This window comes from Thalassobius sp. MITS945101 (assembly GCF_047123305.1).
Classification (GTDB): domain Bacteria; phylum Pseudomonadota; class Alphaproteobacteria; order Rhodobacterales; family Rhodobacteraceae; genus Thalassobius.
Genome location: NZ_CP138918.1, coordinates 2,732,027 through 2,758,699, shown reverse-complemented (window position 1 = coordinate 2,758,699; position 26,673 = coordinate 2,732,027). Strand labels below are relative to the sequence as shown.

The 26,673-nt window shown below is 60.4% G+C and carries 28 protein-coding genes and 1 tRNA gene; 17 read left to right on the top strand and 12 right to left on the bottom strand.

Going from position 1 to position 26,673, the window contains the following annotated elements:
• Positions 1 to 116 precede the first annotated feature (116 nt).
• Together SIC14_RS13735 and SIC14_RS13730 are read right to left on the bottom strand one after the other, a co-directional pair.
• Positions 117 to 602, bottom strand: a complete 486-nt coding sequence (locus SIC14_RS13735) for a (2Fe-2S)-binding protein (protein ID WP_058244192.1) — start codon at positions 600 to 602, stop codon at positions 117 to 119.
• Positions 603 to 687: 85 nt separating this feature from the next.
• Positions 688 to 1,239: a CoxG family protein gene (locus SIC14_RS13730; RefSeq protein WP_412562489.1), complete on the bottom strand. Its 552-nt coding sequence runs from the start codon at positions 1,237 to 1,239 to the stop codon at positions 688 to 690.
• A 357-nt stretch (positions 1,240 to 1,596) separates the two neighbouring features.
• Here SIC14_RS13730 and SIC14_RS13725 point away from each other — a divergent pair, with 357 nt between their 5' ends.
• From SIC14_RS13725 to hisB, 5 genes are all read left to right on the top strand, one after another.
• A complete protein-coding gene (locus SIC14_RS13725; RefSeq protein WP_412565871.1) occupies positions 1,597 to 2,196 on the top strand; it encodes a LuxR C-terminal-related transcriptional regulator in 600 nt (199 codons plus the stop codon).
• Between the two features lie 51 nt (positions 2,197 to 2,247).
• Positions 2,248 to 3,411 (top strand): FIST N-terminal domain-containing protein, encoded by a 1,164-nt coding sequence (locus tag SIC14_RS13720; protein WP_412562488.1) that lies wholly within the window; start codon positions 2,248 to 2,250, stop codon positions 3,409 to 3,411.
• Positions 3,408 to 5,648 (top strand): PAS-domain containing protein, encoded by a 2,241-nt coding sequence (locus tag SIC14_RS13715; RefSeq protein WP_412562487.1) that lies wholly within the window; start codon positions 3,408 to 3,410, stop codon positions 5,646 to 5,648. The genes SIC14_RS13720 and SIC14_RS13715 overlap by 4 nt, the downstream gene beginning before the upstream one ends.
• 313 nt (positions 5,649 to 5,961) lie before the next feature.
• On the top strand, positions 5,962 to 8,679 hold the full coding sequence (locus SIC14_RS13710) for an ATP-binding protein (RefSeq protein ID WP_412562486.1): 2,718 nt from the start codon (positions 5,962 to 5,964) through the stop codon (positions 8,677 to 8,679).
• Between the two features lie 137 nt (positions 8,680 to 8,816).
• The gene (hisB, locus tag SIC14_RS13705) at positions 8,817 to 9,404 is read left to right on the top strand and encodes an imidazoleglycerol-phosphate dehydratase HisB (protein WP_412562485.1); all 588 of its coding nucleotides are present in this window, start codon (positions 8,817 to 8,819) and stop codon (positions 9,402 to 9,404) included.
• A gap of 110 nt (positions 9,405 to 9,514) precedes the next feature.
• On the opposite strand, the gene SIC14_RS13700 is transcribed toward hisB, so the two are convergent.
• Positions 9,515 to 10,141 (bottom strand): DUF2306 domain-containing protein, encoded by a 627-nt coding sequence (locus SIC14_RS13700; RefSeq protein WP_412562484.1) that lies wholly within the window; start codon positions 10,139 to 10,141, stop codon positions 9,515 to 9,517.
• An 84-nt stretch (positions 10,142 to 10,225) separates the two neighbouring features.
• Here SIC14_RS13700 and SIC14_RS13695 point away from each other — a divergent pair, with 84 nt between their 5' ends.
• Complete coding sequence (locus SIC14_RS13695) at positions 10,226 to 10,867, top strand: TetR/AcrR family transcriptional regulator (RefSeq protein WP_412562483.1); 642 nt, start codon at positions 10,226 to 10,228, stop codon at positions 10,865 to 10,867.
• A gap of 55 nt (positions 10,868 to 10,922) precedes the next feature.
• A complete protein-coding gene (gene hisH, locus SIC14_RS13690) occupies positions 10,923 to 11,561 on the top strand; it encodes an imidazole glycerol phosphate synthase subunit HisH (RefSeq protein WP_412562482.1) in 639 nt (212 codons plus the stop codon).
• 15 nt (positions 11,562 to 11,576) lie between these two features.
• Here the strand turns inward: hisH and SIC14_RS13685 are convergent, their stop codons facing one another.
• On the bottom strand, positions 11,577 to 12,107 hold the full coding sequence (locus SIC14_RS13685) for a TetR/AcrR family transcriptional regulator (protein WP_412562481.1): 531 nt from the start codon (positions 12,105 to 12,107) through the stop codon (positions 11,577 to 11,579).
• Between the two features lie 66 nt (positions 12,108 to 12,173).
• On the opposite strand from SIC14_RS13685, the gene SIC14_RS13680 reads away from it, so the two are divergent.
• On the top strand, positions 12,174 to 12,554 hold the full coding sequence (locus tag SIC14_RS13680; RefSeq protein WP_412562480.1) for a hypothetical protein: 381 nt from the start codon (positions 12,174 to 12,176) through the stop codon (positions 12,552 to 12,554).
• 2 nt (positions 12,555 to 12,556) lie between these two features.
• Here SIC14_RS13680 and SIC14_RS13675 read toward each other — a convergent pair whose 3' ends face one another.
• Together SIC14_RS13675 and SIC14_RS13670 are read right to left on the bottom strand one after the other, a co-directional pair.
• Positions 12,557 to 12,937, bottom strand: coding sequence for a DUF2147 domain-containing protein (locus tag SIC14_RS13675; RefSeq protein WP_412562479.1), 381 nt, complete (start codon positions 12,935 to 12,937; stop codon positions 12,557 to 12,559).
• Positions 12,938 to 13,002: 65 nt separating this feature from the next.
• Positions 13,003 to 13,386, bottom strand: a complete 384-nt coding sequence (locus SIC14_RS13670) for a DUF2147 domain-containing protein (RefSeq protein ID WP_412562478.1) — start codon at positions 13,384 to 13,386, stop codon at positions 13,003 to 13,005.
• 133 nt (positions 13,387 to 13,519) lie between these two features.
• On the opposite strand from SIC14_RS13670, the gene hisA reads away from it, so the two are divergent.
• From hisA to SIC14_RS13650, 4 genes are all read left to right on the top strand, one after another.
• Positions 13,520 to 14,242 carry a 1-(5-phosphoribosyl)-5-[(5-phosphoribosylamino)methylideneamino]imidazole-4-carboxamide isomerase gene (gene hisA, locus SIC14_RS13665; protein WP_412562477.1) on the top strand — a complete coding sequence of 241 codons (723 nt, stop codon included), beginning with the start codon at positions 13,520 to 13,522 and terminating at the stop codon, positions 14,240 to 14,242.
• Between the two features lie 203 nt (positions 14,243 to 14,445).
• Positions 14,446 to 14,919: a DUF2867 domain-containing protein gene (locus tag SIC14_RS13660; protein WP_412562476.1), complete on the top strand. Its 474-nt coding sequence runs from the start codon at positions 14,446 to 14,448 to the stop codon at positions 14,917 to 14,919.
• 126 nt (positions 14,920 to 15,045) lie between these two features.
• Positions 15,046 to 15,846: an imidazole glycerol phosphate synthase subunit HisF gene (gene hisF / locus SIC14_RS13655; protein ID WP_412562475.1), complete on the top strand. Its 801-nt coding sequence runs from the start codon at positions 15,046 to 15,048 to the stop codon at positions 15,844 to 15,846.
• Positions 15,843 to 16,154, top strand: a complete 312-nt coding sequence (locus tag SIC14_RS13650; RefSeq protein WP_412562474.1) for a phosphoribosyl-ATP diphosphatase — start codon at positions 15,843 to 15,845, stop codon at positions 16,152 to 16,154. The genes hisF and SIC14_RS13650 overlap by 4 nt, the downstream gene beginning before the upstream one ends.
• A 5-nt stretch (positions 16,155 to 16,159) precedes the next feature.
• Here SIC14_RS13650 and SIC14_RS13645 read toward each other — a convergent pair whose 3' ends face one another.
• The 3 genes from SIC14_RS13645 to rlmB form a co-directional block, all read right to left on the bottom strand.
• The gene (locus tag SIC14_RS13645) at positions 16,160 to 16,633 is read right to left on the bottom strand and encodes a CoA-binding protein (protein ID WP_412562473.1); all 474 of its coding nucleotides are present in this window, start codon (positions 16,631 to 16,633) and stop codon (positions 16,160 to 16,162) included.
• Positions 16,634 to 16,835: 202 nt separating this feature from the next.
• On the bottom strand, positions 16,836 to 17,159 hold the full coding sequence (locus SIC14_RS13640; protein WP_412562472.1) for a hypothetical protein: 324 nt from the start codon (positions 17,157 to 17,159) through the stop codon (positions 16,836 to 16,838).
• A 68-nt stretch (positions 17,160 to 17,227) separates the two neighbouring features.
• Positions 17,228 to 18,004: a 23S rRNA (guanosine(2251)-2'-O)-methyltransferase RlmB gene (gene rlmB / locus SIC14_RS13635; protein ID WP_412562471.1), complete on the bottom strand. Its 777-nt coding sequence runs from the start codon at positions 18,002 to 18,004 to the stop codon at positions 17,228 to 17,230.
• Between the two features lie 134 nt (positions 18,005 to 18,138).
• Between rlmB and SIC14_RS13630 the strand changes: the two genes are divergently transcribed.
• A tRNA-Tyr gene (locus SIC14_RS13630) sits at positions 18,139 to 18,222 on the top strand.
• Between the two features lie 55 nt (positions 18,223 to 18,277).
• On the opposite strand, the gene SIC14_RS13625 is transcribed toward SIC14_RS13630, so the two are convergent.
• Positions 18,278 to 18,844, bottom strand: a complete 567-nt coding sequence (locus SIC14_RS13625) for a hypothetical protein (RefSeq protein ID WP_412562470.1) — start codon at positions 18,842 to 18,844, stop codon at positions 18,278 to 18,280.
• Positions 18,845 to 18,947: 103 nt separating this feature from the next.
• On the opposite strand from SIC14_RS13625, the gene SIC14_RS13620 reads away from it, so the two are divergent.
• Positions 18,948 to 19,514: a Crp/Fnr family transcriptional regulator gene (locus SIC14_RS13620; RefSeq protein WP_412562469.1), complete on the top strand. Its 567-nt coding sequence runs from the start codon at positions 18,948 to 18,950 to the stop codon at positions 19,512 to 19,514.
• Positions 19,515 to 19,518: 4 nt separating this feature from the next.
• On the opposite strand, the gene SIC14_RS13615 is transcribed toward SIC14_RS13620, so the two are convergent.
• Positions 19,519 to 20,031 (bottom strand): hypothetical protein, encoded by a 513-nt coding sequence (locus tag SIC14_RS13615; protein ID WP_412562468.1) that lies wholly within the window; start codon positions 20,029 to 20,031, stop codon positions 19,519 to 19,521.
• Between the two features lie 95 nt (positions 20,032 to 20,126).
• Here SIC14_RS13615 and SIC14_RS13610 point away from each other — a divergent pair, with 95 nt between their 5' ends.
• Together SIC14_RS13610 and SIC14_RS13605 are read left to right on the top strand one after the other, a co-directional pair.
• On the top strand, positions 20,127 to 21,131 hold the full coding sequence (locus tag SIC14_RS13610) for a hypothetical protein (RefSeq protein ID WP_412562467.1): 1,005 nt from the start codon (positions 20,127 to 20,129) through the stop codon (positions 21,129 to 21,131).
• 215 nt (positions 21,132 to 21,346) lie between these two features.
• Positions 21,347 to 22,636: an O-acetylhomoserine aminocarboxypropyltransferase/cysteine synthase family protein gene (locus SIC14_RS13605; RefSeq protein WP_412562466.1), complete on the top strand. Its 1,290-nt coding sequence runs from the start codon at positions 21,347 to 21,349 to the stop codon at positions 22,634 to 22,636.
• Between the two features lie 71 nt (positions 22,637 to 22,707).
• Here the strand turns inward: SIC14_RS13605 and SIC14_RS13600 are convergent, their stop codons facing one another.
• A complete protein-coding gene (locus SIC14_RS13600) occupies positions 22,708 to 23,397 on the bottom strand; it encodes an SIMPL domain-containing protein (protein WP_412562465.1) in 690 nt (229 codons plus the stop codon).
• 167 nt (positions 23,398 to 23,564) lie between these two features.
• Here SIC14_RS13600 and SIC14_RS13595 point away from each other — a divergent pair, with 167 nt between their 5' ends.
• On the top strand, positions 23,565 to 26,669 hold the full coding sequence (locus SIC14_RS13595) for a hypothetical protein (protein WP_412562464.1): 3,105 nt from the start codon (positions 23,565 to 23,567) through the stop codon (positions 26,667 to 26,669).
• The last annotated feature ends 4 nt before the right edge of the window (positions 26,670 to 26,673 follow it).

Below are 26,673 nucleotides of genomic sequence, written 5' to 3'. Positions count from 1 at the left end.
ATCCTCCCTAGAAACAGTAAGGCCTCCTCCAGCCCTTCTCTTTCAATGATCTGAAAATCCTCAATGAAACCGCGCCCAGAGGTCTCTCGCAGGCGCAGCGGATCTGGGTTTATGACTTATTCGGCCGCCACCGCTGGCACCTCTTGACCAGAGGCCGCCATGATCGCGCGGACGATGTTGTGATAGCCGGTGCAGCGGCAGATATTGCCTTCCAGATAGTCACGTACCTCGGCTTCGGTCGGCTGCGGGTTTTCTTTCAGCAGCGCCGCCGCAGACATCACCATGCCCGGCGTGCAGAAACCACATTGCAGGCCGTGGTAATCCTGAAACGCCTGCTGGATCTTGTTTAGCGTGCCATCCGGTGCGGCCTGGCCTTCGATGGTGGCAACCTCTGCACCGGCGGCCTCATGCGCAAACATGGTGCAGCTTTTCACCGCGTTACCGTTCACATGGACCACACAGGCGCCACATTGGCTGGTGTCACAGCCCACATGGGTGCCGGTCATCCCAAGGGTTTCGCGCAAGAAGGTCGACAGCAATGTCCGCCCCTCCGCATCGCCCGAAACCGCACGGCCGTTCACCGTCATTTTCACTTCTGTCATCGTGCCCTCCCTAAAGCAGATAATCTTGGTACTTGCGTTGATGAAGACGCAGGGCCCAAAGGCCCCGCCCAGTGTTTCCGGCCCCTTAAGAGCCGAGGACTTTCTTGAACCAGCCCTTCTTCTCTCCGGTTTGCTCGTCGGCCTGATCTCCGGCCTGATCTCCGGCTTGCTCCTCAGCGTCTTCCGCCTCAGATGGACCTTCCACAGCATTCTGGAAGTTCTCAAAGAACTGATCGGCCATTTTCTTGGCAAAGCCGTCAATGATGCGGCTGCCCAGCTGGGCCAGTTTGCCGCCGACCTTGGCTTCCACATCGTAGCTCAGCCGGGTGCCGCCTTCGGGCAGATCTTCCAGCGTGACTTTCGCGCCGCCTTTGGCAAAGCCTGCTGCGCCACCTTTGCCCTCTCCAGTCAGGGTCAGGGCCTCCCCCGCGACGATATCGGAAAAGCTTACGGCCCCCTTGAAGGTTGCCTTCACCGGACCAACTTTCTGCACCACGGTGGCCTCGAACCCGTCTTCGGGTGTGCCGGACATCTCTTTGCAGCCCGGCACACATTCCTTCAGCACCTCCGCCGACAGCAAAGCCGCCCAGACAGTGGCGCGAGCCGTGTTGATCTCACGGGAATCGGTCAGTTGCATGTGTTTGTCCTCCTTCTTGGGCAAGAGGCTAAGCGCAAAGCGGCGGATCCGCCTATGCGACCAAGGGTGTAGATGCGGCTGCGGCGCAAAATAGGACGCCAGAAGAACCGGAAAAGGTGTAAGACCAATCTGGCCCGGTATTGGTAAACAGAAGGTAAATCGCAATCGCGTCAAAATAACCCTGTCAGGTTACGACTAAGGGCCACTATACGGTCAATGTCCAATTTGGATAAAATGCACCTGTCTTTTCGCCTTCAGGAGGACGCCTTGCCCGCAAGCGCTGCCAAATCCGCCCCGAAACAGATCCAGTCCGCGCTGGTGGTGGATGACCATCCGCTGTTTTGCGACGCATTGGCGATGACGCTCAGGGCCGTGACCGGCACGCAGGACATTCGCATGGCCGCCAGTCTGGAGGCCGCGCTGGAGGATATTGGCAACCAGGGTGTGCCGGATGTGGTGGTGCTGGACCTCAACCTGCCGGATGTGAACGGCTTTGACGGATTGATCCGGCTGCGCAAAGCGGTAGATGTGCCGGTGATTGTGGTGTCTTCCATGAGCGACGCACGGGTCATCACCTCAGCTTTGCAATCCGGAGCGGCGGGATTTGTGCCGAAACACAGCCAACGGGATGTCTTTGCGCTTGCCTTTGACGCGGTGAAACGGGGCGAACAGTTTGTTCCTGACGGCTGCGACCTGATCGAGGATGCGCCCGACACCGACAGCGCCGATGCCGCCGCCCGTCTGGCCACGCTGACCAAACAGCAGGCCCGCATTTTGCAACTGATCTGTGAGGGCAAACTGAACAAGCAGATCGCCTTTGACCTGTCGATCGCAGAAACCACTGTGAAAGCCCATGTCACCGCGATCATGCGCAAACTTGGGGTGCAAAGCCGGACACAGGCGGTTCTGATCGCCAAGGAAACAAGCTTTGCCAATATCTTGCAAGACGGCGCTTAAGCCCGCATTCTGACGCTGCAAGCGACACGCCAGCGAAGGGAGAGCGCCCGCGTGAAAGACCAGCAAGCAACAGACCCCGAGGTTTTGCGTGTGGTGCATCTGCCCCATGACACGCCGGATGTGCTGCGGGCTTTGGCATCAGAGCTGGGACCGGAGCCGCTGGAACTGGTGTTGCTGTTCTTTTCCCCCAAGGCGGAGGTGACACAACTGGCGGCAGAGGCAGAAAGGGTGTTTGCCCCCGCCACGGTCATTGGTTGTTCCACCGCCGGGGAGTTGACCCGCAACGGCTATGAAGAAGGCCAGATCATCGCCATTGCCCTGCCCCACAGCCTGTTTCGCGCGCGAAACCTTATGGTTGAAAACCTGACCGATTATGACAGCGACGGGCTGGTTGCTCAAATGCTGCAAAACCGCAATCAGCTGGCGCAGGAGGCTTCAGACTTCCGGCATGAGTTCAACTTCTTGTTGATCGACGGCCTGTCCCGACGCGAAGATGTGCTGGCGGCGGATCTGTCCCTTGGCCTGGGGCCAGTGCCTCTGTTCGGCGGCTCTGCCGGGGATGGGGAACGGTTCGGCGCCACCTTCGTGCTCAGCGGCGGCAAGCTCTACCAGAACGCCGCGGTGCTGGCGCAAATTCGCAGCCGCTGCCCGATCAAAGTGTTCAAATCCGATCATCTGGTGCCCAGCCCGCGCAAAATGGTTGTGACCGAAGCTGACCCCGAAGAACGGCTGGTGCGCGAAATCAACGCCGAACCCGCCGCCCGTGAATACGCCCGCATTCTCGGCAAGGATCCAGAACAGCTCGACACGTTTACCTTTGCCGCCCACCCGGTGGTGGTGCGCATTGGCGACCAGCATCACGTGCGCTCGATCCAGCGGGTGGCAGACAATGGCGATCTGGTGTTTTTCTCAGCCATCGACGAGGGCCTTGTGCTGACCCTGGCAGAGCCATTGGACATGGTGGACCATCTGGCTGCCGAACTGGATGCGCTGGCCGCCAAAGGCCCGCCAGCCGCGATCCTTGCCTGCGATTGCCTGCTGCGCAAACTGGAGGCGGAACAGAAGCAGATGACCGGCCAACTGTCTGATCTGATGGCCGAACGTGGGGTCGTGGGGTTTTCAACCTATGGCGAACAGTGGAACTCGATGCATGTGAACCAGACGCTCACCGGTGTGGCTTTCTATGCCCCTGATGATACGGGTGGCGCGTCATGACCCCCGCCAACGCAAGCCCCCCAAATGCAAGCCCTGACAGCCTGATCAACCCCGCCGACAGTCTGGAACGGCAGAACGCCAAACTGAAGAAGATCAGCGCCGCCCTGATGCGGCGGGTTGAACAGGGCTCGGACGGGTTGGGCGCGGCCTATGCGCAGTTTCAGCGGGCTGCGCTGCTGGAAGAGGAGGTGCGCGAACGCACTCGTGAATTGGGCCGTGCGCTGGATCTGCTGAACCAGTCCAACGCGCAACTGGCCGAAGCCAACGCAGAAACCGAAGCGGCAAGACGCAACCTCACCAATGCAATTGAAACGGTGCAGGAAGGTTTTGCCCTGTTCAACGCGGACGAAAAGCTGGTCATGTGCAACAGCCGTTTTGGCCTGCATATGCCTGATGTTCGCGACCGGATGCAGCCCGGCATCAGCTTTCGCACCTATGTCGACACCATCAGCCGGTCGCAATTTCTGACACTCGCCGAGGGCGAAACTGCCGAGAGCTGGGCGGCGCGTCGCATGGAACGGCATCAGGACCGCCATGTGATTTTCAACGCCCGTATGGTCTGGAACCGCTGGGTGCAGGTCAGCGAACACCGAACGCCAGACGGCGGCACCGTGATCCTGCAAACCGATGTGACCGACATCATGCGGCTTGAACGGGCTGAACGTGACCGGATGCTGGACACACAGGCCAAACTGATCCGGGCCACGCTGGAACATCTGGATCAGGGTGTCTGCATCTTTGACGATCAGGCCCGTCTAGTCGGCTGGAACCAACGGTTTGGCGAACTGTTGTCGCTGACAGTGACCAAGCTGCGCATGGGCATCGGGTTTGACGGGTTGTTCGAACGGTTCCGCGATGAAGTTCAGTTCACCGGTGGCATGAGTGCCGATCAGGTCGAACGCTGGGTCCGCAGCGAAGCCAGCCGTGCGCCCTTGAGTTTTGAAATGCGCCATCACAACGGCCGCGTTCTGACGGTTTCTGCGCAGGAAATGCCAGATCGGGGATTTGTGTTTTCTTTCAGTGACGTCAGCGCCGAACGTGCCGCGGTTCAAGCGGTCTATGAGGCCAACGAGCAGCTGGAACAGCGGGTGATCGAACGCACGCTGGAGCTGGAGGATGCCTTGGCCGAGGCCGAACGCGCCAATGCCTCCAAATCCCGTTTTGTGGCCGCCGCCAGCCACGATCTGCTGCAACCTTTGTCGGCGGCAAAACTCTATGTCGGCTCGGTGCTGGCGGATCGGGGGGATGCGCAGACCCGCTCGGTGCTGGAACGGGCGTCAAACGCGCTGAACTCCGTCGAACATATCCTTGGCGCTTTGCTGGATATCTCGAAACTCGACAGCGGACAGGCGGCAGTGCATCTGGGTCAGGTTCCGCTGGGCAGGTTGTTGTTGCAGCTGCGTGATGAACTTGCCCCCGTGGCGGCGGCCAAAGGCATTGACCTGCGGGTTGTGCCAACCAGCGTGACCGTCACCAGCGACGCCACCTATCTGCGCCGCATCCTGCAAAACCTGATCGGCAATGCGGTGCGCTATACCGCGCGTGGCAAAGTGCTGATCGGGGTGCGGCGGCACGGCACACAGGTTCGGGTCGAGGTGCATGACACCGGCCCCGGCATCCCTGACGATCAGCAGGAGCTGATCTTTGACGAGTTTCACCGCATCGCCGCCCCCAGCAGCGCCTCCGAGGGGCTAGGACTGGGGCTGGCCATTGTGGAGCGGGCCTGTGCATTGTTGAAACATCCGCTGCATCTGCGTTCGGAACCGCATCAAGGCACCTGTTTCGCGGTGGACCTGCAGCGCGCGGCCAAGCCCCCCAGCCGACGCCCGCACAGACCGCAGCAACAGGCGGAACTGCAAGATTTGGAAAACATGTTTGTGCTGTTGGTGGAAAATGACGCCGACCTGCTCAGCGCCCTGACCCTGACGATGGAGCAATGGGGCGCCACTGTGCTGGCTGCCCAGACCACTGCGCAGGCGCACCAGTTGCTGGCGGAGTTTGACGTGACACCTGACGCCATCATCGCGGACTACCAGTTGGACGGTGGCGCTTTGGGCAGCGACCTTCTGGCGGATCTTGGCGAACACATGGGGCCGGTGCCCGCCTGCCTGATCACTGCACAACGGGACCACGTTGTGCAGCAGACGGCGGACAGGTTGAAGGTCAGCCTGATGACCAAGCCACTGGCCTCTGCGACGCTGCGCGACTTCCTACAAAACGCTTACCAGCAAGGCTGATCTGATCAAATCCACCAATCCTTTGGGATGTATCCCTGTCCGAAGGACCTGCCAATTGGGGTGCCGCCCCGCCTTATGCGCCTGAGACAGGGCACCCTGTCCAAAGGTATATTCGGGGCCAAGGCGGCACGAGAGCTACCCAGTGGATGCGAGGGCCCCCGCCCTCAAAGACATTGCTCTCTGCCGCTGATTGGTTTCGGCCCTGTTTGAGACCCGCGCGCACATATGGCGAATTTGCGATGTGGCACGGATCTTGCGCTAGGGCCAAGTGAGTGAAGACCGAATATCGTAAAGAGTACCGGAAACCGTTCAAGTGACCGACCCGACAGACCCCATCGCAGACGCCAGCAAGGCGGACCAGTCAGGACGTTTCAAAACGTTCTGTGGGTGGCTGTTTGGGGCCGCGTTTGGCACGCCGCCGGACCGCTACCGCGAAGAAGAGCTCTTTACCTCCCAATCGGGCAAGGCCATCCGGGTCTTTGGCAATCCCTGGCTGCTGGTGGTTCTCACCGTAATCAGCATCACCGTCATGTCGCTGCTGGCCATGCAGGTGATCAAGGACGTCCGTACCCTGCGCCAATCGGCCACCGATGAAATCGAATGGTCGCTGAACGAGGCCGAAGTCGAGTTTCTGTCCTACACCTACGCACTGCGTCAGGCACTTCATGGCACAGAGAACACTCTGGTCACTGTGCGGCAGGAATTTGCGATCTTCCAGAACCGTCTGGACTATCTCCGCTACGGAGCCGTCTATGAGCCGCTGCGCAACGTGCCCGGCTTTGACGAAGCGTTGAACCGGATCCAAGAACATATCGAACATTCCCGTCCCTTCCTGATGGGATCGGAACAGGCTGTGGCCGTGAACCTGCGCCAGCTTGAACAAGAATCCATCGACATGGCGCCCTTTGTCCGTGAAATGGCGGCGATCGGCCAGGCCAATCTGTCGGTGCTGTTGGATCGTGACCAGATCGGTCTGTCGACCACCCTCAAGGTGATGGCGGGCACCAGTGGTCTGCTGATGACCTCTCTGGTGCTGCTGGCCTTCTATTTCAACCGCCTGCGCCGGCTGTCAGAGGCACGTCGCCGGTCGCTCTTGTCGTCCAGCAAACGGTCACGCGCGGTATTGTCCAGCTCGCTTGATGCGGTGATCGTGTCGGATGCGGACGGGATCATTCAGGAATACAACAAAGCGGCGGCGGATATCTTTGGCTATGACCGCGACTATGCCATTGGCCGCACTGTGGCTGAGCTGATGGTGCCGGAAGGCCATATCGACGCCCATAAACGTGGCATGAAACGGGTCAAACATGGGGGCGGTTTCCACATGGTTGGCAAAGGCCGCGTCCGGATGGAAGCGAAACGTCAGGACGGCAGCCAGTTTCCCATCGAAATGGCCCTACAGAAAAGCGAAAGCAACGGCCAGACGCTATATATCGCTTTTGTCCGTGACATTTCTTATCGCGTCCGGGCCGAGCGCGAGTTGATCGAAGCCCGCGATCAGGCCCTTGCCGGCGAAAAGGCCAAGGCGCGTTTCCTTGCGGTGATGAGCCATGAGATCCGCACCCCGATGAATGGGATGCTGGGCAACATGTCGTTGCTGCGCGAAACCAAGTTGAACGACGAACAGCAATCTTATTTGGGCAAGATGGAAACCTCGGGTGCCTTGCTGCTCAGCCATGTCAACGATGTGCTGGACATCGCGCGGTATGAGGACGGCAAGCCGGTGGTGCGCTATCGCCCGACCAAACTGCGGGAAGTCATTGAATCCGCGGTCGAAAGCCAGCGTGGCGCCGCCGAGGAACGGGGCAACACCCTGACCTTGATCTGGTCCGGACCCAGCCGTGGCTGGGTCAGCACCGATCCGGGCCGTTTGCAACAGATCATTCTGAACCTCCTCAGCAACGCGGTGAAGTTCACCGACGATGGTTCAATTATCGTGGATGTGCGGTGCCGCCCTGACAGCAATGACATCGAGCTGCGCATCAAGGATGACGGAATCGGCATCTGCGCAACCGACATCGATCGCATCTTTGAAGACTTCTTCACCCACGACGACAGTTTCGCCCGCAAGACCGAAGGCACCGGTCTGGGCCTTGGCATTGTGCGCCGGATCACCGAAGCGCTCAGCGGCACCATCACGGCTGAAAGCCAACTTGGGGTGGGATCCACCTTTGCCGTGCGTCTGCCAATGCCGCCGTCGGAAGCGCCGGAAGAGCCGGAGAACAACAGAACCGATCTGTCCGAAGCCGAAACACTGGAAGAAAAAGACCGTCTGTCGATCCTTGTCGTCGAGGACAACCAGATCAACCGTGATGTGGTGCGCGCCATGCTGACCCGCGAGGGCCATCAGGTGGAAGAAGCCCATGACGGTCAATCCGGCGTCGAACTGGCCAGCCAGAAAGAATACGATCTGATCCTGATGGATATCTCCATGCCGGTTCTGGACGGGCGCGAAGCCACCCGCGCCATCCGCGCGGGCAAAGGGGCCTCGGCCCGCAGCCCGATTGTGGCGCTGACCGCTCATGTGTTGCCCGAAAATGTCTCAGAATTCCTGGCGATGGGCATGCAGGACGTGCTGCCCAAGCCGCTGATGCGCCCTGACCTGCAACGGATCATCCGCGATCACACCGATGTGGCCAACAGCGACAGCTGCCCCAGCTCGGTGCGGGAAAACCAACTGCGCCAACTGGTTGATCACCCCACCAATATCGCGTTGCGTGAAAGCGTGGGTGAGGCCTACGACATGCTGCTCGACAAGATGCAGACCGAATTGGTCGAGCTGAACGATTGGCTGCAAGGCGGTGCCGATGATCTGTCTGAAATCGCTGATCAGTGCCACAAGTTTGCCTCCAGCGCGGCGGTCTTTGGCGCCCTGCCCTTGCAAAAACTGCTGGTCGAGATTGAACTGGCGGGCAAAGCGGGCAGCACCAGCAAGGTGAACCGCCTGCGTCAAGCACTGCCGCAGACGTTGAAAGACACGCTGGAAATGCTGCACAACGAAGGCTCGGTCAGCGTTAAACTGGTGCCTTAACGCCCTGACATCCTGCCCGCACGGCAAGCGCGGCAGCATCGCAACGGCTGCCTCCCCATTTTCCCATGCCCCGAATGTCCGCTTGGATTGCCCCTGCCTGCGCCGTATAAGCGGCGCAACATCAGCAGGAGGCCCCCATGCGGACCGCAACCATTACGCGCCAGACGGCAGAGACCGAGATTTCCGTTGAGATCAACCTTGACGGCACCGGCACCTATGACAACCAGACCGGCGTCGGGTTCTTTGACCACATGCTGGATCAGCTGTCGCGCCACTCGCTGATTGACATGACAATCCGCGCCAAGGGTGACTATCACATCGATGATCACCACACGGTTGAGGACACCGGCATCGCGCTGGGTCAGGCGCTGACGGCGGCGCTTGGTGATAAAAAGGGTATCAACCGCTATGGCGAATGCCATCTGGCGATGGATGATGCCCAGGTGCGCTGCGCGTTGGATCTGTCGGCGCGGCCATACCTGATCTGGAACGTCCCGTTTGAAGCCCAGAAGATTGGCACCTTCGATACCGAATTGGTGCGCGAGTTTTTCCAGGGCTTCAGCACCCACGGCGGCATCACCCTGCATGTCGACAAGATCCACGGGTTCAACGCACACCACGTCGCCGAAGCCGCCTTCAAATCGGTTGCCCGGGCGCTGCGCACCGCCGTTGAGACCGACCCGCGTAAAGCGGATGCGATCCCCTCGACCAAAGGCGCGCTGTAAGCACCCTAGCTATAAGAGCCTTGAAAAAGCGCCCCAATGAGGGCGCTTTTCTTTTGGGTCTCAGTCATTTGTCCTGCCGCCAGCAGTCGAACCAAACTATGAATGGACGCCTAACGCCGGACCAGCCACTCTGCCAGCAGCGCATTGGGCACCCAGCAGGCCCAGGCGACAATCACATAGCCGGTCTCAAACCCAAAACCCATCGCCAGCAACGGCAGTTCCAACCGCAGCGTTGTCCCCGCCAGCGTCAGCGCCGCCGAACGGATCATCCAACGGCGGTGATTGGCAATCCGGCGCAGCACCGCCAACCAGACCGCATAGCCCGTGACCGCCACCCAAAGCACTGCCAACAGACCAAAGCCCCAGGCCGCCACCGGCCCGGCGTTGGTCCCGATCGCGATCTGCAGGCCAGCTAGCCCTGAAATCAGGATCGCCACCGCATAGAGGCGCCCAAGCCAACGATGCAACCCGGGGCGACGGGTGCGCAGCCGGGTCCAGAACTGAAAGGGCACAAGCATCAACGCCACAGGCGCCAGAAAAATATGCAGATAGAACGCCAACTCCCGCGCCGGAACGTGATGCATCATATGCGGCATCGTCATTTCCACCCCACCGATCAGAAACCGCCACGAGGCCAGCGCGATCAACGGTGTAAGCACCCAGATCAAGAGGATGCGGGGCCATTGGGATAGCAACAGATTGGGTTTGGAAATCGGATCAAGAGGTCTTGGGGTCATCGGAGAATCTCCTAATTGGGCAAACTTGACACTGCAAAGATAGCATCAACTTGACACTGTCAAGTCGCTCTGTAAATTGGTGGCATGAACACACATTCCGCCGCTGCCCGCAAAAAACCACATCACCACGGCAACCTGCGCAGCGCTTTGGTGCAGGCGGGGATTGATTTGCTGGAAGACGGCGGGCTGCCTGCACTCACTTTACGCAAATGCGCCGCACAGGCGGGCGTGTCCCATGCGGCTCCAGCCCATCATTTCAACGGGATAGACGGGTTAAAAGCCGCGATCGCGCAAGAGGCCTTTCGCCGCTTCTCCGCCTCGATGCTGGCTGCGGCGGATACAGGTGATCCGTCACCGCAGGGGCGGCTGAAATCTATCTGTCGTGGCTATCTTCATTTCGGTCAGGCCCATCCGGCCCTGCTGCAGATGATATTCGGCGTCACCCCGGAAGAGATGGAGGCGGCAGACACAGACTCTCCGGGTGACCATGAAAAAGGCACCAACGCCTATCAGATCCTGTCCGAGGCCTGCGCCCCCTTTGTGCCCGCTGGCACAGATCCACGGATTGTGGAAATTCAGGTTTGGTCGCTGGCCCATGGCTTCACCTTGCTGGCGCTGCCCGGTCGTTTCATCGAAGACGGCATAGATCACACAGAGGCGTTGTTTGATCAGGTCATGACACTGTTGCACCACGTCGGCCCGGCCCCCAGCCCCACATCCCCTTGACCACAGCGCATTTTCCCGTCACTTGATCAGCGAAACCAAACGAAGGGCCCAAGCAATGCTGACAGTGATTGTAGACTACGAAAGTGGCAACCTGCACTCTGCCGAGAAGGCCTTTCAGCGCATGGCGTGGGAAACCGATGCGGGCGAGGTTGTGGTCACCTCTGACCCTGAGCTGATCCGCACCGCGGACCGCATTCTGCTGCCCGGTGACGGCGCTTTTCCCGCCTGCCGCAAGGCCCTGTTTGACCACCGCGGTGTGTTTGAGGCGATGGAAGAGGTTGTCATCAAAGGTGGCAAACCCTTCCTTGGCATTTGCATCGGCATGCAGATGATGGCCACCCGCGGGCTGGAGTATCACGAAACCGCTGGGTTCGACTGGATCGGCGGCGAGGTGGACAAGATCACCCCTGCGGATGCTGCTTTGAAGGTGCCGCATATGGGCTGGAACGATCTGGTGATCGACAATCCGCACCCCGTGTTTGATGGTATCAAAACCGGGGACCACGCCTACTTTGTGCACAGCTACCACATGAAGGTGACCGATCCTGCGACCCTGCTGGCGCATGTAGATTATGCAGGACCGATCACGGCGATTGCGGGCCGCGACAATATGCTGGGCATGCAGTTCCATCCGGAGAAAAGCCAGAAAACCGGGCTGCGCCTGATCGCAAACTTCCTGAACTGGAAGCCCTAAACGCGCGTCGGGCGCTTAGTCCAACAGATCCAGCGCCGCATCGCCGCGGGCGCTGAGATCCAGCGCATCCATCACCAGCACGCCTTCAAACAGGGTCAGCACCGCCTCCGCCTGCGCCGGGTCGGGAAGACGCTTTTGCAGCCAGCCCTCAAACAGTTCTGACAGCACATGGCCCGCCTGCCGGTGCGGCCCGTCGCCCTGCGCCGCGACCGATAGGATGTCAAACCACAACCGCATATAGCCCTGCCCCATGTCGCTCTGCATCAGGGCGCGCACCTCTTCCACCACCTCCCGCGCGGTTTCGGCGCGCCCCGGGGGCAGCGCCACATCCAGATGTGCCGTCAGAGACTGCGCCAGATGCAGCAACAACGCCGAGATCACCCCGTCTTTGCTGCCAAAATGGTAGATCAGCATCCGATCACTGGTGCCTGCCGCCTTGGCCAAGGGACGCAGGCTGGCGTCCCGCAACCCGTGTTGCAACACATGTGCCGCCATATCCTGCAACCAGGCGCGGCGTTTCGGATCCAGACTCGTCTCAACATTCATGCTTGTAGCATGTGCTACAATTTGCATTATGTAGCAAGTGCTACAGAATCACAAAAGAGACTCACCATGCTGCTTTTCATCACTGCCCTGTCCTCCGCTGCGGTTATTGCCACCGCGCTTTATTCCGCCCTTGTGGATCGCCCCACCGGCCAGGGCCTGTGGCGGCTTCCCGCCGCCACCTCCGCTGTTTTCCTTGCCGGATCTCTGATTGCGGTCTGGGGCGAAGGGCCAACGGGATTTATCAAAGATATGGACGCCTCGCTCTGGGCCGGACAGATCTGGGTTGATCTGATGCTGGGATTTGCCGTGGCCTTCACCGCAATGCTACCCGAAGCACGCAGGCTGGGCATGGCACCGCTTCGCTGGGCGCTGCTTCTGTGTATCTCCGGTGCGATTGGCCTCTTGGCGATGCAGGCACGTGTGCTGTACCTGCGGGCGCGGGCCTGAGCCTATTTGAGCCGTTGCCAGATCTGGCGGCGGCACATGCCAAGCGCGCAGCCGGAAAACACCAATGTGTCGCCGCGCACTTGCGCCTTGCCTTTGATCTTCACGTTGTGCACTGGCACCCAGCCGGTGCCGGCATAGGCTCCGCCCCCCTGCGGTTGCATATCGGTAAACAGATCCTTGCCGATGTTGTGATGCTCAATCGTCTGCCCGCCTTTGCGTACCGCAACGATCCGTCCGCAATAGCCCGCGCCACAAGCGCGCACCCGCACATGGGCCACCTGCCCCTTATGGTCCTCCGGCGTCAGCCAAAGCCCCATCAGCGGCTCCGCCCACAATGGGGCGGCGGGAAAAATTAGCAAAAGGCACAAAAGAAAACGCAGCATCAAAGCCTCCAAGCTCTAATGCTGCGTATCGTAACACAGTTCTATGCCCGTGTGGTGAACCGAGATTACTTCACCCGGCTCCAGGTTTGTTTCTTGCAGATCGGGCCCACGCAGCCTGACACTTTCAACGTGTTGCCGGACAGGGACATTTTCGACTTATAGACCTTGCCAGTGGAAGGCTGCCAGATTTTGCCGCCTTTGTAAGACCCACCCCCGCGCGCCTCCATGTCCCAGACAATCTGCTTGCCAATATTGTCAGACTGCCATTCGCCATCGGCGTTGAAGGTCCGGCTGATCACACCACACAGATTGGCACCGCAATTGGCAAAGGTAATATGGGCATAGTTGCCATCATCCACCTGCGTCTTCCACACACCAAGCACCGGGTCCGCCATGGCCCCTGCTGCGCCTGCAACTGTCAAAACAGCTGCCAAAACCAGTTTTTTCATCTCGAGATCCTCCCTAACTGCGACAATCCTGACCCGTTGGGGCGATTCCGATCAAGCATGACATAGGGGCAAGTTGCATTTCCCCCGCCCCCCGTGCAAAAGGCGCAGGACGCATTCTAGAAAGGTCCGCCCGATGATCCTCTACCCCGCCATCGACCTGAAAGACGGCAATGCCGTGCGCCTCTACAAAGGCGAGATGGACCAGGCCACTGTCTTTAACGACAACCCCGCCGCTCAGGCGCTGGAATTTGTCGAGGCGGGCTGTGAATGGCTGCATCTGGTAGACCTGAACGGTGCCTTTGCCGGTGAGCCGGTCAACGCCGCCCCGGTCGAAGAAATCCTGAAACAATGCAAAGTGCCCGCGCAGCTGGGCGGCGGCATCCGCGACATGGCCACCATTGAACGCTGGCTCGACAAAGGTCTGGCGCGGGTGATCCTGGGCACCGTTGCGGTGGAAAACCCCGATCTGGTGCGCGAAGCGGCCAAAGCCTTCCCCGGTCACGTCGCCGTTGGCATCGATGCCCGCAATGGCCGTGTGGCCACCAAGGGCTGGGCCGAAGAAACCGATGTGATGGTCACCGATCTGGCAAAATCCTTTGAGGATGCGGGGGTAGCGGCGATCATCTACACCGACATCAACCGCGATGGCGCCATGCAGGGCCCAAATGTCGAAGCCACGGCGGATCTGGGCAATGCGGTCTCGATCCCGGTGATTGCCTCAGGCGGTGTCAGCTCGCTTGACGATCTGCGCAACCTCAAATCCTGCGGCGCGCCATTGAACGGGGCGATCTCAGGCCGCGCGCTCTATGACGGGGCGATCGACCTTGCCGAAGCGCTGAAGGTTCTGAAAGACTAAGCCTTTCATCTTGCTAAAATTACTCTGGGGGAGGCGCGCAGCGCCGGGGGCAACGCCCCCCCCCTTTTCCTCCTCTGCCAGCCTGCAGTCAAATCGCCTAAGATGCGCAGATTGCCGCAGCGCGACAGCAGGCCGCGTGGCCTGTGCCTGCGCAATATGATCCCCTCGCTTCAGCGCAACAGAGGATCAAAGGAGGCAACACCATGCCTGCCCCAAAGTTCAAATCCGACAAGCTTCCCGCCCATTCAAATCTTTGGAGCCATCACAGCGACGGGGATTTCCTCGACTGCTACAGCTGTGCCTCCACCCTGCCACCGCAGCAGGCGGTGGAACTGGCTTTTACCATGCCCGGCTGGGTCGACGGCCTATTGAAACTGCGCAATTCGCTGGTGAAACCGCTGGGGCTGAAAACCGGGATCGACAACCGTGACGCAGGTGACGCGATCTTCCCGATCACCTATGAAAGCGACAGCGAGCTGTTGCTGGGCACCAATGATAGCCACCTCGATTTCCGCATTGCGGTGCTGCAACATGAAGGTCGGGTCTACATGTCCACCTGGGTGCATCCGCACAACTGGCTGGGCCGCGCCTATCTCCAGGTGGTGATGCCGTTTCATGTCATGATCTGCCGTGGCTCCATCAAACGGGTGGCAGCAGGCAGCCCGGTCATGGCCTGAGCCGCACCGAAACCTGCCGCTTCGCCCGCGGACTTCGCATCTCAAATGCATCCCCGATTGCATCCCAGCGCCCTGCCCCTTATGGATTGGGCGGACGGTGCTTGAGCCGCATAAGAGGATGCCAACATGCTGAAAACCCGCATCATCCCCTGTCTGGACGTGGCCGATGGCCGTGTGGTGAAGGGTGTGAATTTCGTTGGTCTGCGCGATGCAGGCGATCCGGTCGAATCTGCCAAGGCCTATGACGCCGCTGGCGCCGATGAGATCTGTTTCCTCGACATTCACGCCACCCATGAAAACCGCGGCACCATGTATGACATGGTCCAGCGCACTGCTGAACAATGCTACGTCCCCCTGACCGTGGGGGGCGGCGTGCGCACGGTGCAGGACGTGCGCAACCTGCTCTTGGCGGGCGCGGATAAGGTCAGCTTTAACTCTGCCGCCGTGGCCAATCCGGATGTGGTGGCCGAAGCCGCCGATCAGTTCGGCAGCCAATGCATCGTCGTGGCGATTGACGCCAAAACCATCGGCCATGCCGAAGACGGCACCCCCAACAAATGGGGCATTTTCACCCACGGTGGCCGCAAGGCGGCGCTGGATACCGAGGGCAACCCAATCGACGCGGTGGAATTTGCCAAGCTGGTCGAATCCAAAGGCGCCGGAGAGATTCTGCTGACCTCGATGGACCGCGACGGCACCAAAGCGGGGTTCAACCTGCCGCTGACCAAAGCGATTTCCGATGCGGTGGACATTCCCGTGATTGCCTCGGGCGGCGTTGGCAACCTGGACCACCTGGTCGAAGGCGTGACCAAAGGCGGTGCCAGCGCGGTCCTGGCGGCCTCGATCTTTCACTTCGGAGACTACACCGTGCGCGAAGCCAAAGAGCACATGGCCGCCGCCGGCATTGCGATGAGGATTGAAGCATGACCCTCGACGATCTTGCCACCATCATCGCAGCCCGTGCCGAGGCGGATCCAGAAAGCAGCTGGACCGCCAAGCTGCTGGCCAAAGGCCCGGAGAAATGCGCCGAGAAATTTGGGGAAGAAGCCGTCGAAGCCATCATCGAAGCGGTGAAGGCTGATAAAGCGGGCCTCACTTCCGAGGCTGCGGATGTGCTGTTTCACCTGCTGGTCATGCTGCAATCGCGCGGCGTGGCGCTGAGTGACGTGATGGCCGAACTGGCCCGCCGTCAGGGCCAGTCGGGCATTGCCGAAAAGGCATCGCGCGACAAATAGGCAGGTCAGAGTTTGGAGGAGATGACGCCGGTGGCAAAGCCACCCATGCGCAGCTCCCCAAACAGGCGCTGATACTCGATCTTGGGGCAGCGGTTCATCACCACATCCACACCGCGCGCACGGGCTTTCGCCGCAGATTCAGCATGTTCCACGCCGATCTGCATCCAGATTGTTTGTAGGTTGGGGAAGGCCTCCAAAGCCTCATCCACAATGGCAGGCACATGTTCGGAGCGGCGGAAAATGTCCACCATATCCACCCCAGCTTCGATGTCAGACAGCGTGGCCACCACCGGCTGGCCAAACAGGCGTTTGCCCGCATGGACCGGATTGACCGGCAACACGGTGTACCCCTTCAGCCCCAGATAGCGCGCCACGTAATAGCTGGGCCGCACCGGATTCATCGACACCCCAACAACTGCCACCCGTTTGGTGCGTTGCAGGATCTTTTTCAGTTCGGGATCACTGTAGCTCTCTGTCATGCCCTAGGGGTACCCGGAGTTTGGGACAAAGAAAAGGCGCCCAAGGGGGGACCTGGGCGCCAGTACGGAACGAGGGACAGTGAATTGAGACGCGGAGTTCCGGTCCTGCGTCTCTCATCCCTTGAGATAGGGGCGTATTGTTAAAATTCAATTAAACCCTCAAGGCTTTGTGATCAGCGCGTGTGGAGGGGCCTTGGTGGGCTCAATCAAAGATGTCCTCAACCACATCCACAATTTCCTCCAACAGCTTGCGACCCCAGGGTTTTCTGCGCTTCATCTTGCGGGTTTTGTGAGGCCTGTAGCTGTCCGGCCGCGCCTGTGGATAGGGATCGCGGTAATAGACTGGCTCCCGTGCAGGCTTGCCCGAAACCTCGGGCGGCACCGGCTGTGTCGGCACCCGTTTCATATTGTGCAAAGGCGCGCCGCAGGACCCGCAGCTCAACTCATGTTGCACCCGGCCCGACAGCACCAGCTCTGAGCGGCGGCCGCAATAACAACAGGTGGCGATTTTTCGTGAATGACCCATGCGGGCAGAGTTAAGCGCTGACGGCGTAAACTCAAGCCCTCATGGGGAAATCTGTTGCACAAACCGGCTTAGGGCTTGGCCGCATAAAGCGCCACCGCGGCGGCGTTCGACACATTGAGCGAGCCGAAGCCACGGGCGAAGTCAATCTTTACCAGCTTGTCGCAGGTCTCTTTGGTTTTCTGGCGCAAGCCCGGCCCCTCGGCCCCCATCACCAGCGCAATCGGCTGGTCTCGGTGGCCTTCCACCGCCGAATCGATGGTTTCCGTTGCTTCCCCGTCGAGGCCCAGAATCAGGTAGCCCATGTTGCGCAGCACCTCCATGCCATCGGCCAGATTTCGGATGCGCAGATAGGGTTGCCGTTCCAAGGCGCCGCTGGCGGTTTTTGCCAAAGCACCGGTTTCTGGCGCGGAATGGTGGCGGGTGCCCACCACGGCACAGGCGCCAAACACCTCCGCCGACCGCAGAATCGCCCCGACGTTATGCGGATCCGTAACCCGGTCCAGCATCACAACCCGCGGCACCAGCCCCGGCTCGCCGGCGCAGACATGATCCAGCTTGCCCCAATCCAGCGGCTTCACCTCCAAGGCAGCCCCCTGATGCACCGACTGCGGATCCAGCGGCGCGTTGAATTTGCGCGGATCCACCAGCTCGGGGGTGATTCCCGATGCGGCAATGGCCTCGGCCAGCTTGTCATTGGCGTTTTTCGTCACGATCAGCCGCAGCTTCTGGCGGTTCGGGTTCTGCAAGGCATCCCGCACCGCATGCAGGCCAAACAGCCAGACTGTTTCAGCCGCGGCTGCTTTTTTGGTCTGTTCTTTGGCGACCACCCACTTTGGCTTTTTCATGCCGAAAACCTTTCCATTCGGGTTGCCGCGCTTAATGCGCCGGAGAACTGTCAGCTGCAAGATATTTTCTGGTTGACGCCCTCCGCGCGGCACCGTAAACACCGCCTCACCGAACGGCAGCGCCGCTCGGTAGTGGGCGACAGGCCGCAAGGTGTGGCAGGGGACTGTAACTCCCTCGCGGAGACGCACGCTTGGTTCGATTCCAAGGTCGCCCACCATCTTCTTCTTAAAGTTAGATGGTAAGAACGCAGCGCAAGGCGCTGTTTTATGTCGTTATTTTCCCGTTACGACCTCTCTCTTTCTCAGCAACACCAGACCGCCGGCGAGGGCCAACAACAGCACGGTCACCGTTGTCAAAACCGATTTGGTGATGGTCGCCGCGCTGGCCCAAGGCACCAGTTGTTCCAGCGGTGCCACCTCGATCAACAGAGTGACCACCAGCAGATTCTCGGCATAGTCTGCCGCGCCCGCGCACAGCGCACAGGCTCGCGCGAATCGGGTGACCTGCAGCAGCCCGCGTGATTCTCTACCCCTCGCGTAGGCACCTGCAGAGATCCAGCCCGCCAGCCGCCAGAACAACAGCGCCATCAGTGTGGGGTAGATCAGGTCCAGTGGGATCTGTCGCCACAGATAGATCGCCTGCCCCGCCTCCCCCAGCGCGGCCAGCAGCGCAGCAGCCTCTGCTGTAGAGTAGCCCATCGGGCGCAGGTCAAACACCGGCTGCCCGGCGATTTCCGCCATCCAAGCCAGGGGTCCCAGCACCATCATCAGATAGATCGGCAGCGCCAGTGCCAGAACGGCCAAGACCTGCCGCCCGCTTGTCTGTTTCCTTTTGGTCATCGTTTCACTTCCAAATTTGTTTCCGTTGGTGTCGATCTAGCCGCCTAAGCCTCCGGGATGCATTATCATCGGATAAGACCAAGCCAGTTTGGACAGCTTTTAAATGCGCACCCTTCTTGATCTTTTTCAGTCGGTGGAATTGCCACCGGACACGGCCAAACGACTGGTCCCGCTCTTTGAACGGGAGGTCGCCCTGAAAGGCACAGCCGTCTGCCAACAAGGTGTGCCGGAACAGCGGGAGATTCTGCTGCTCACGGGCACGATGGTCAGCCTGATCTGCGATGCTGAGGGGCGCGAGGTCTGCACCGGCCTGCATCACAGCCCAACAGTCCTGCCGCCACATATCGCGCGCAGTCAGGACGGATGCTCTTTGGTTGAAGTGCGCGCCCTAAACGACTGCACAATCGCCACAATTGACGCTTCAGATCTGGAGGCGGAAATGCTGCGCGACAAGGATGTGCGGGACTGGGCCAACGGCATCATGCGCGCCGAGATCACCCGCCGCGCCCAGCGGGAATGGGCGCTGGCCGCCCTGCCCGCGGCCGAGCGGCTGGCCTGGTTTCGCAAGGTTCATCCCGGTCACGAAACCCTGTTCCCGCATATATTCATCGCCAGCTATCTGGGCATAACGCCTGTTACCCTCAGCCGGTTGCGCAAGGCAGCAGGCTGAAACGCTACTGAATCTCCACCCCGGCGCGATCAAAACTGGCGCTGTCGGTAGTCAGATCATCGTAGAAAATTTCCACATAGACCTTTTTGACCGACTGCGGCGGTAAGCCTGAGATCGGGTTCCAACCTGTCGGAATCGCATTGGGGGTGGGCGAAGCCTCATCGCAGGGTGGCAGCTCATACATTTGGATCGGCCCGTCATTCAGCGAATACCGCATCGCCGCAAGGCCACAACGCCAGCTCATCAGATGGGTGAAATAGACCAGATCCTTGCCGTCATATTCGCGCACAGCTACCCAACTGCCCTTGGTCATGGTCAGGATCGGCTTCACCTCGGTTGCGGTGGTGAATTTGCCCATTGGCGTCTGCGGCTCTGCAACGGTGGGAATGGCGGCAGTTTCCGTCGCCGGCACGGTGGCCGCCGGGGTCTCGACCATCTCCGTCGCCATCTCTTCGCCCGTGGAGTCTCCGCCACCGCCGACGGCCATTCCGATGAGCATCAACATAATGTCGATCATAATATCCTCCATTTACAATTAATTGCATCAAGCCCTGTCACGCGGGCCAGCCAGCCCCTATAGTGAGTGAAAAATGAGGTCGGGGCAGTTCAACTATGGCCAAAGCCAAGCCGAAAAGCCAACTTTTCAACGTGATGATCGTCGCCCAATCCGGGCGGCTGCAATATGAGGCGTTGCTGTTTGCCGCGTCTTTTCATCGGTTCAACCCCGATTTTCCCGGTCGTTTTTTCGTTGCTGTGCCGCAGCCCGGCCCTTTGTGGCTGAACGATCCGCGTATCTTGGATCCGGATGTTATCGAACGTCTGGAGGGGTTTGGGGCTGAAATCCTGCCCTTTGACTCGCGCCATTTCGGTGAAAGCTACCCCTATGGCAATAAGATCGAGGCGCTGATGGCCCTGCCCGAGGGCGAGCCGTTTGTGTTCTTCGACACCGACACGCTGATCCTTGATGATCTGACCAAGGTGCCGTTTGATTTTGACACCCCCGGCGCCTCGGAACAGGTGGAGGGAACCTGGCCAAAAATTGAACTCTATGGGCCCGGCTACACCGAGATCTGGCAGTCACTTTACGACCGCTTTGATCTGGATTTCGAAAGCTCGCTGGACCTCAGCCAGCCGGATGAATTCTGGCGGCGCTATCTCTATTTCAATGCGGGCTATTTTTTCTACCGCTGCCCCCATGTGTTTGGCCGCCGGTTTGCGGACTATGCCACCTCGGTGCGCGCAGATCCGCCCGAGGCGTTGGTCTGTCAGCAGTTAAATCCCTGGCTGGATCAGGTGGTTCTGCCACTGGTAATCCATTCGCTTGGCGGCGGGCATGGTGCATTGCCGGAGGGACTGTTGGACGGATCGGTCAGCTGCCACTATCGCTGGATGGCGCTGCTTTATGCGCGGGAAAGTGATGCGGTGATTGAGCTGGTGCAGGATCTGGCCAGTCCAAACTGGATGAAGCGGATCTTGAAGGAATATGAGCCGATGAAACGGTTCATTTACCAGAACAAGGGCAATAAGGCGCGGGGATTGTTTGACCGCGAAGACCTGCCACGCAAAGAGCAGAAGATCCGCCAGCGCCTGAAGAACCACAATCTTTGGATCCGGTAATCTGCGCGGGCTGAGACAGCTGTGATTCTCGGCCGCTCATTCATCCTTTCCCACCATTCCGGAACAAACGTCCGTTTCAGCCTTTTGAAACGGATATTTTTCCGTTTTTAACCCCCGATAATCCCGTTGGAGTTGTCGATCGTTCTTTGATCCCCTATCCATTTTGTCAACAAATCAGAAACTTGCCCAACAGAGCTCTTAAGGAGGAACCCCGCATGACCGACGCCCCGAACTATGGCTTCGACACGCTGCAAATCCACGCAGGCGCCCGCCCCGATCCGGCCACCGGTGCCCGTCAAACCCCGATCTACCAGTCGACGGCCTATGTGTTCCGCGATGCAGACCACGCGGCGGCGCTGTTTAACCTGCAAGAGGTCGGCTACATCTACTCGCGCCTGACCAACCCCACCGTGGCGGTTCTGCAGGAACGTGTGGCGACGCTGGAAGGTGGCGTGGGTGCGGTGTGCTGTTCGTCGGGTCACGCTGCCCAGATCATGGCGCTGTTCCCGCTGATGCAGCCTGGCAATAACGTGGTGGTCTCCACCCGCCTTTATGGTGGCTCGATCACCCAGTTCAGCCAGACCATCAAACGGTTCGGCTGGTCGGCCAAGTTTGTCGATTTCGAAGATCTGGCCGCGGTTGAGGCCGCTGTGGATGACAACACCCGTGCGATTTTCTGTGAATCCGTGGCCAACCCCGGCGGCTATGTAACCGATCTGCCGGCGATCTCGGCCATTGCGGACAAGGTGGGCCTGCCGCTGATCGTTGATAACACCTCGGCCACGCCTTACCTCTGCCGCCCGATCGAACATGGCGCGACTCTGGTGGTGCATTCGATGACCAAATACCTGACCGGCAACGGTTCGGTCACTGGCGGTGTGGTTGTCGACTCGGGCAAGTTTGACTGGTCCGCCAGCGACAAATTCCCGTCCCTGTCCGCGCCGGAACCCGCCTACCACGGCCTGAAGTTCCACGAGACCTTTGGCCCGCTGGCCTTCACCTTCCACGGCATCGCCATTGGTCTGCGTGATCTGGGCATGACCCTGAACCCTCAGGCGGCGCATTACACGCTGATGGGGATCGAAACCTTATCGCTGCGGATGGAGCGTCACTGCGAAAACGCGCAGAAGATCGCCGGTTGGCTGGAAGGCAACGACCATGTCGAAGCTGTCACCTACGCGGGCCTCGACAGTTCGCCCTATAAGGCGCGCGGCGAAAAGATCTGCCCCAAAGGCACCGGTGGCCTGTTCACCGTGGCGCTGAAAGGTGGCTATGAGTCCTGCGTGAAATTCGTCGACAGCCTGGAGCTTTTCAGCCATGTGGCCAACCTCGGCGACGCCCGTTCGCTGGTGATCCACCCGGCCTCCACCACCCACCGCCAGCTGACCGAAGAGCAGCAGGTTGCGGCGGGTGCCGGCCCGAATGTGGTCCGGATTTCCATCGGGATCGAGAACGCCGAAGACCTCATCGCGGATCTGGAACAGGCGCTGACCGCTTCGGCCTAAGCCTTTGCGGAGAAACGGAAAGGCCGGGGATCTCCCCGGCCTTTTGCGATTAAACCCGGGCGGAACCCGGCTTATTTCAACGCAATCACCAATGTCACTTGCTGTTTCAGGCTCAGTTCCCCAGGCTCAACCGCCATATCCGTCGCCATCGCCATTTCCATCCGCATCATCGGCACCGCATGGTCGCGCGCCTCCGAGATCGACAGGACATCGCCCAGCTCAACCCCTGCGGCCCCGGCATAAAGCGCGGCCTTGGCCAGCGCATCTTTCACCGCCGCCTGTCGGGCCGCATCCTGCGCCGCCTTGGGATCCTGCAAGGCAAAGCTCAGGCCGCCAAAATAGTTCGCCCCATCCTGCAGAACCGCGCTTAGCACCGGCCCAAGGCTATCGAGGTCCCGGATACGCACCGTCAACGTATTGGCGGCCTCATAGCCGTCAATCCGACGTTTGTTGCCCGACCCGTAGCTTTCCAGCTGTTGCAGCGACAGGGTGGAAGTCTGTAGATCCTTTGCGGCAATGCCAAGGGACTTCAACCGCGCCACAATGTCCTGCGACGCGTTGGCGGTCTGTTGCATGGCTTGTTCGGCATCTTTGTTGCGATGACGCACGCCCAGATTGATTGTCGCCATATCAGGCGTGGCGGTGACCACCCCTTCGCCCACGACGGTGATCTGGCGCTGAACCTCGGCTGTGGCGGCCACCGGCGCAACCATCAGGGCGGCCATCAAAACGGGGGTGGCAAATCTCTTCATCAACTGCATCGAACTTCCTCCTTTAAGGAATTGCTGCCCTAAGAGGTGCGTCTTTGGCACGGCGACTGCAAGGGGGAGGTCGTGGGCTCCCTTCCCCTCGGCGGGAAGCTGCTTTATTCTTTCGGAAAAAAGCAAAGGGTCTCCCTTTGTTTCACGGAGGATGCTACAGCAAACGCATGAAGCCAAGTTTTGCATTAACGCTTTCGTTTGAAGGCATTGACCTGTTGCACCGCGCCCCGGACGGCTGGCGCGCAGTGGGGTCTGTGCCCTTTGAATCCGAAGATCTGGGCGCAGCCCTTTCAAATTTGCGGGAACAGGCGCTGACCCTGTCGCCGGATGGCGTCACCAGCAAGTTGATCCTGCCCGAAGATCAAATCAAATATGTGACGGTGCCGGTGAACGGCACTGCGATGGACGGTTTCGAAAGCCTGGCCCATCGCGCGCTGGAAGGCGCCACCCCCTATGAGCTGGACGATCTGGCGATTGACTGGCGTCAGAACGGTGCGGATCTGGAAATCGCGGCGGTTGCACGCGAGACATTGGCCGAGGCCGAGGCCTTTGCCCACGAGCATCAGTTCAACCCCGTCAGCTTTGTTGGTCAGCCCGAAGGCGGCTTCCCCGGTGAGCCGTTTTTTGGCGGCACCCATGCGGCGACCGAATTGTTTGGCGGCCCGGTGCAACCGGACGAAGATGCGGTGGCGGTTGTGGGACCGGCGAAGTTTCCAGCCCCTCCGCCCGCGCCAGAACCTGAACCCGTTGCGGCCCCGGTGGTTGAAACCGTCACGGCCCCCGTAGTGGAACAGGTCGTGGAACAGGTTGCCCAGCCTGCGCCGGTTGCTACTGCAGAGCCCGCCCCTGTGGCACCGGAACCTGTTGCCGCCCCAGTGGTGGAAACCATTGCAGCCCCTGATGTCCCCGCGCCTTCCCCTGCGCCGGCCGCGCCCAAATCTGTTGACTATGAACAGATGGCGCTGGACATCGAAAACGAGCTGGGGCCCGCAGCGGAGCTGACACCGGAAGAACTGGAACTTATCGACGCGGCTGAAAAGCGCGGCAATGTTGAGGTTTCGCCTGACCCTGCCGAGACGGCGCTGAAGACAGACTTGCCAGATCTGAAGCTAGATCAGGCCGCTGCGCCCGCGGCTCCGTCTGCGGAGCCTGATCTGCCACCGCTGTTTACCCATCAAACACCTCCGGAAGGCGCTGCAGCTCCCACTGATGTCGCAGCGCAAGCCCTTGAGCAAGAAGCTACTGCACCCTCCGAGGGTGGATTTTCCTTCTCCAGCGTGCGGGCCCGTCGCGGCAGGGATGCCGATGCGGTGCCGCCTAGTGCTGCGCCCGCGTTGGATGGCGCCAGCCGTGCCGGGGCCTTTGAAAGCGTACGCAAGCTGACGCTGCGCCCGGACAAGAAGGCGCAGCCAGAAACCAAAGCACCGGCCAAGATCGAGCCTACAATCGCGGCGCCAACGCAGGGCGATCCGGCCCTGCCCGGCGAACCCGCAATTGCAACGCCGCAGGTCGATGTGAACGCCCCTGAGGTGCCGCTCGGAGCTGGCGACATGACTATCGCCGCCGCCAACGAAGCCGAGGCCGAAGCCGCCATGCGCGAGGCTGCGGCCTCAACCCTGACGGCAGAAGCTCCAGTGGCAGACATCGTCACCGCCCCCAGCGTGCCAGTGCCCGGTGCGGCTGCGGAAGGCAAATCCAAGCCCAGCAAGGCAACCAAGAAACAAGCGGCGAAACGTGAAAAGCAGCGGATGACCGTTTTTGGCGCCCGTCCCGCGGAAGAGGAGGTTGTAGTCGGAGGCAAACCCAAGTTCCTTGGGCTGATCCTGACCGCGCTGCTGCTGTTGTTCTTGGTGGCAATGGCGGCTTGGGCGTCTTTGGGCGAGGAAGGTCTAGCCAATCTGTTCCGCGCGACCCCGGAAACCACCGAAGAGGTGCTTCAGGCCGAAGCAGATTCCGCCCCGGTGATCGAAGCGCCTGAACCTGTGGCTCTGACGGCGGTCCAAACCGCGCCAGATGGCGCCACCGACACAACACCCGAAGTGTCGCAGGCGGGAAATGCGCTGGCAGATGTCGACCTGCCTGCGGTCGAAGGCACGGCGGTCGAAGCGGCGCCGGACACTGCCGAAATCGCTTCGCTGCCGACCGAATTGCAATTTGAACCCGAAGCCCCCGCTGGGCTGACCCCGGAAACGGATCTGACACCCGAAACCACCTCGCGCGCGCCCACTCTGGATCCGGTGCTGAATCCCGATCTTGATGTTGAGCTGGAGGCCGAACCCGACGTCACGCCGCCTGCCGCGCTCACCCCTGAGCAGCAGATGACCACCGCCGAACGCTACGCCGCCAGCGGCATCTGGCAAGACGCTCCGGCCCAGCCCGACATGCCCGAAGGGGCACAGCTGGATGATTTCTATATCGCCTCCATTGATCCCAAAGTGCCGTCGTTTGACGCCGTGGCCCTGCCCGATGCGCGCCGCGTGCAGTCCGACACCACCCCGCCAGCCCAGAACGTCCCCGCCGCCGCCGGAACCGAATTTGCCTTTGACCAGCGTGGTCTGGTGACCGCGACACCTGACGGCGCGATGACCCCGGATGGCATTCTGGTCTACAAAGGGCGTCCTGATGTGCGCCCGTCACAGTTTCCCGCCCGTGCTATTGTTACGCCTGACGGCATCAGCGAAGAAGAGCTGCAGCGCCGCGCCAAGATCCGCCCGCGCGCCCGTCCCGACGATCTGATCGAATCCAACGAACGCAGTGTTCTTGGCGGTCGCACCCGCAGCGAGCTGGCCACTCTGCGCCCGAAAGCCCGCCCCAATATCACCGCCGCCGAGCGTGAAGCCAACCGTCTGGCCCTGCTCAACAGCGCCTCCGCCCCCTTGGTTGATCTGTCCGGGGAGACCCGCAACGCCATCAACGAAGCGGTGGCACAATCGGTGCTGAAACCACGCGCGCGTCCAGCCAATCTGAACACCAACATCACCCAAGACGTCCAGACCGCTTCGGCACGTGTGCAACCGCAGCTGCCGACATCGGCGTCGGTGGCCCGTCAGGCGACGGTGAAGAACCAGCTGAACCTGCGCAAAATCAACCTGATCGGCGTCTTTGGCCAATCCAGCGATCGCCAGGCTTTGGTCCGCCTGGCCTCGGGCCGGTACAAGAAAGTTGGCGTGGGTGACCGGATTGACGGTGGCCGCGTGGCCTCGATCAGCAAGACAGAGTTGCGCTACACCAAATCGGGTCGCACCATTACTTTGAAGATGCCGCGCGGCTAAGGCG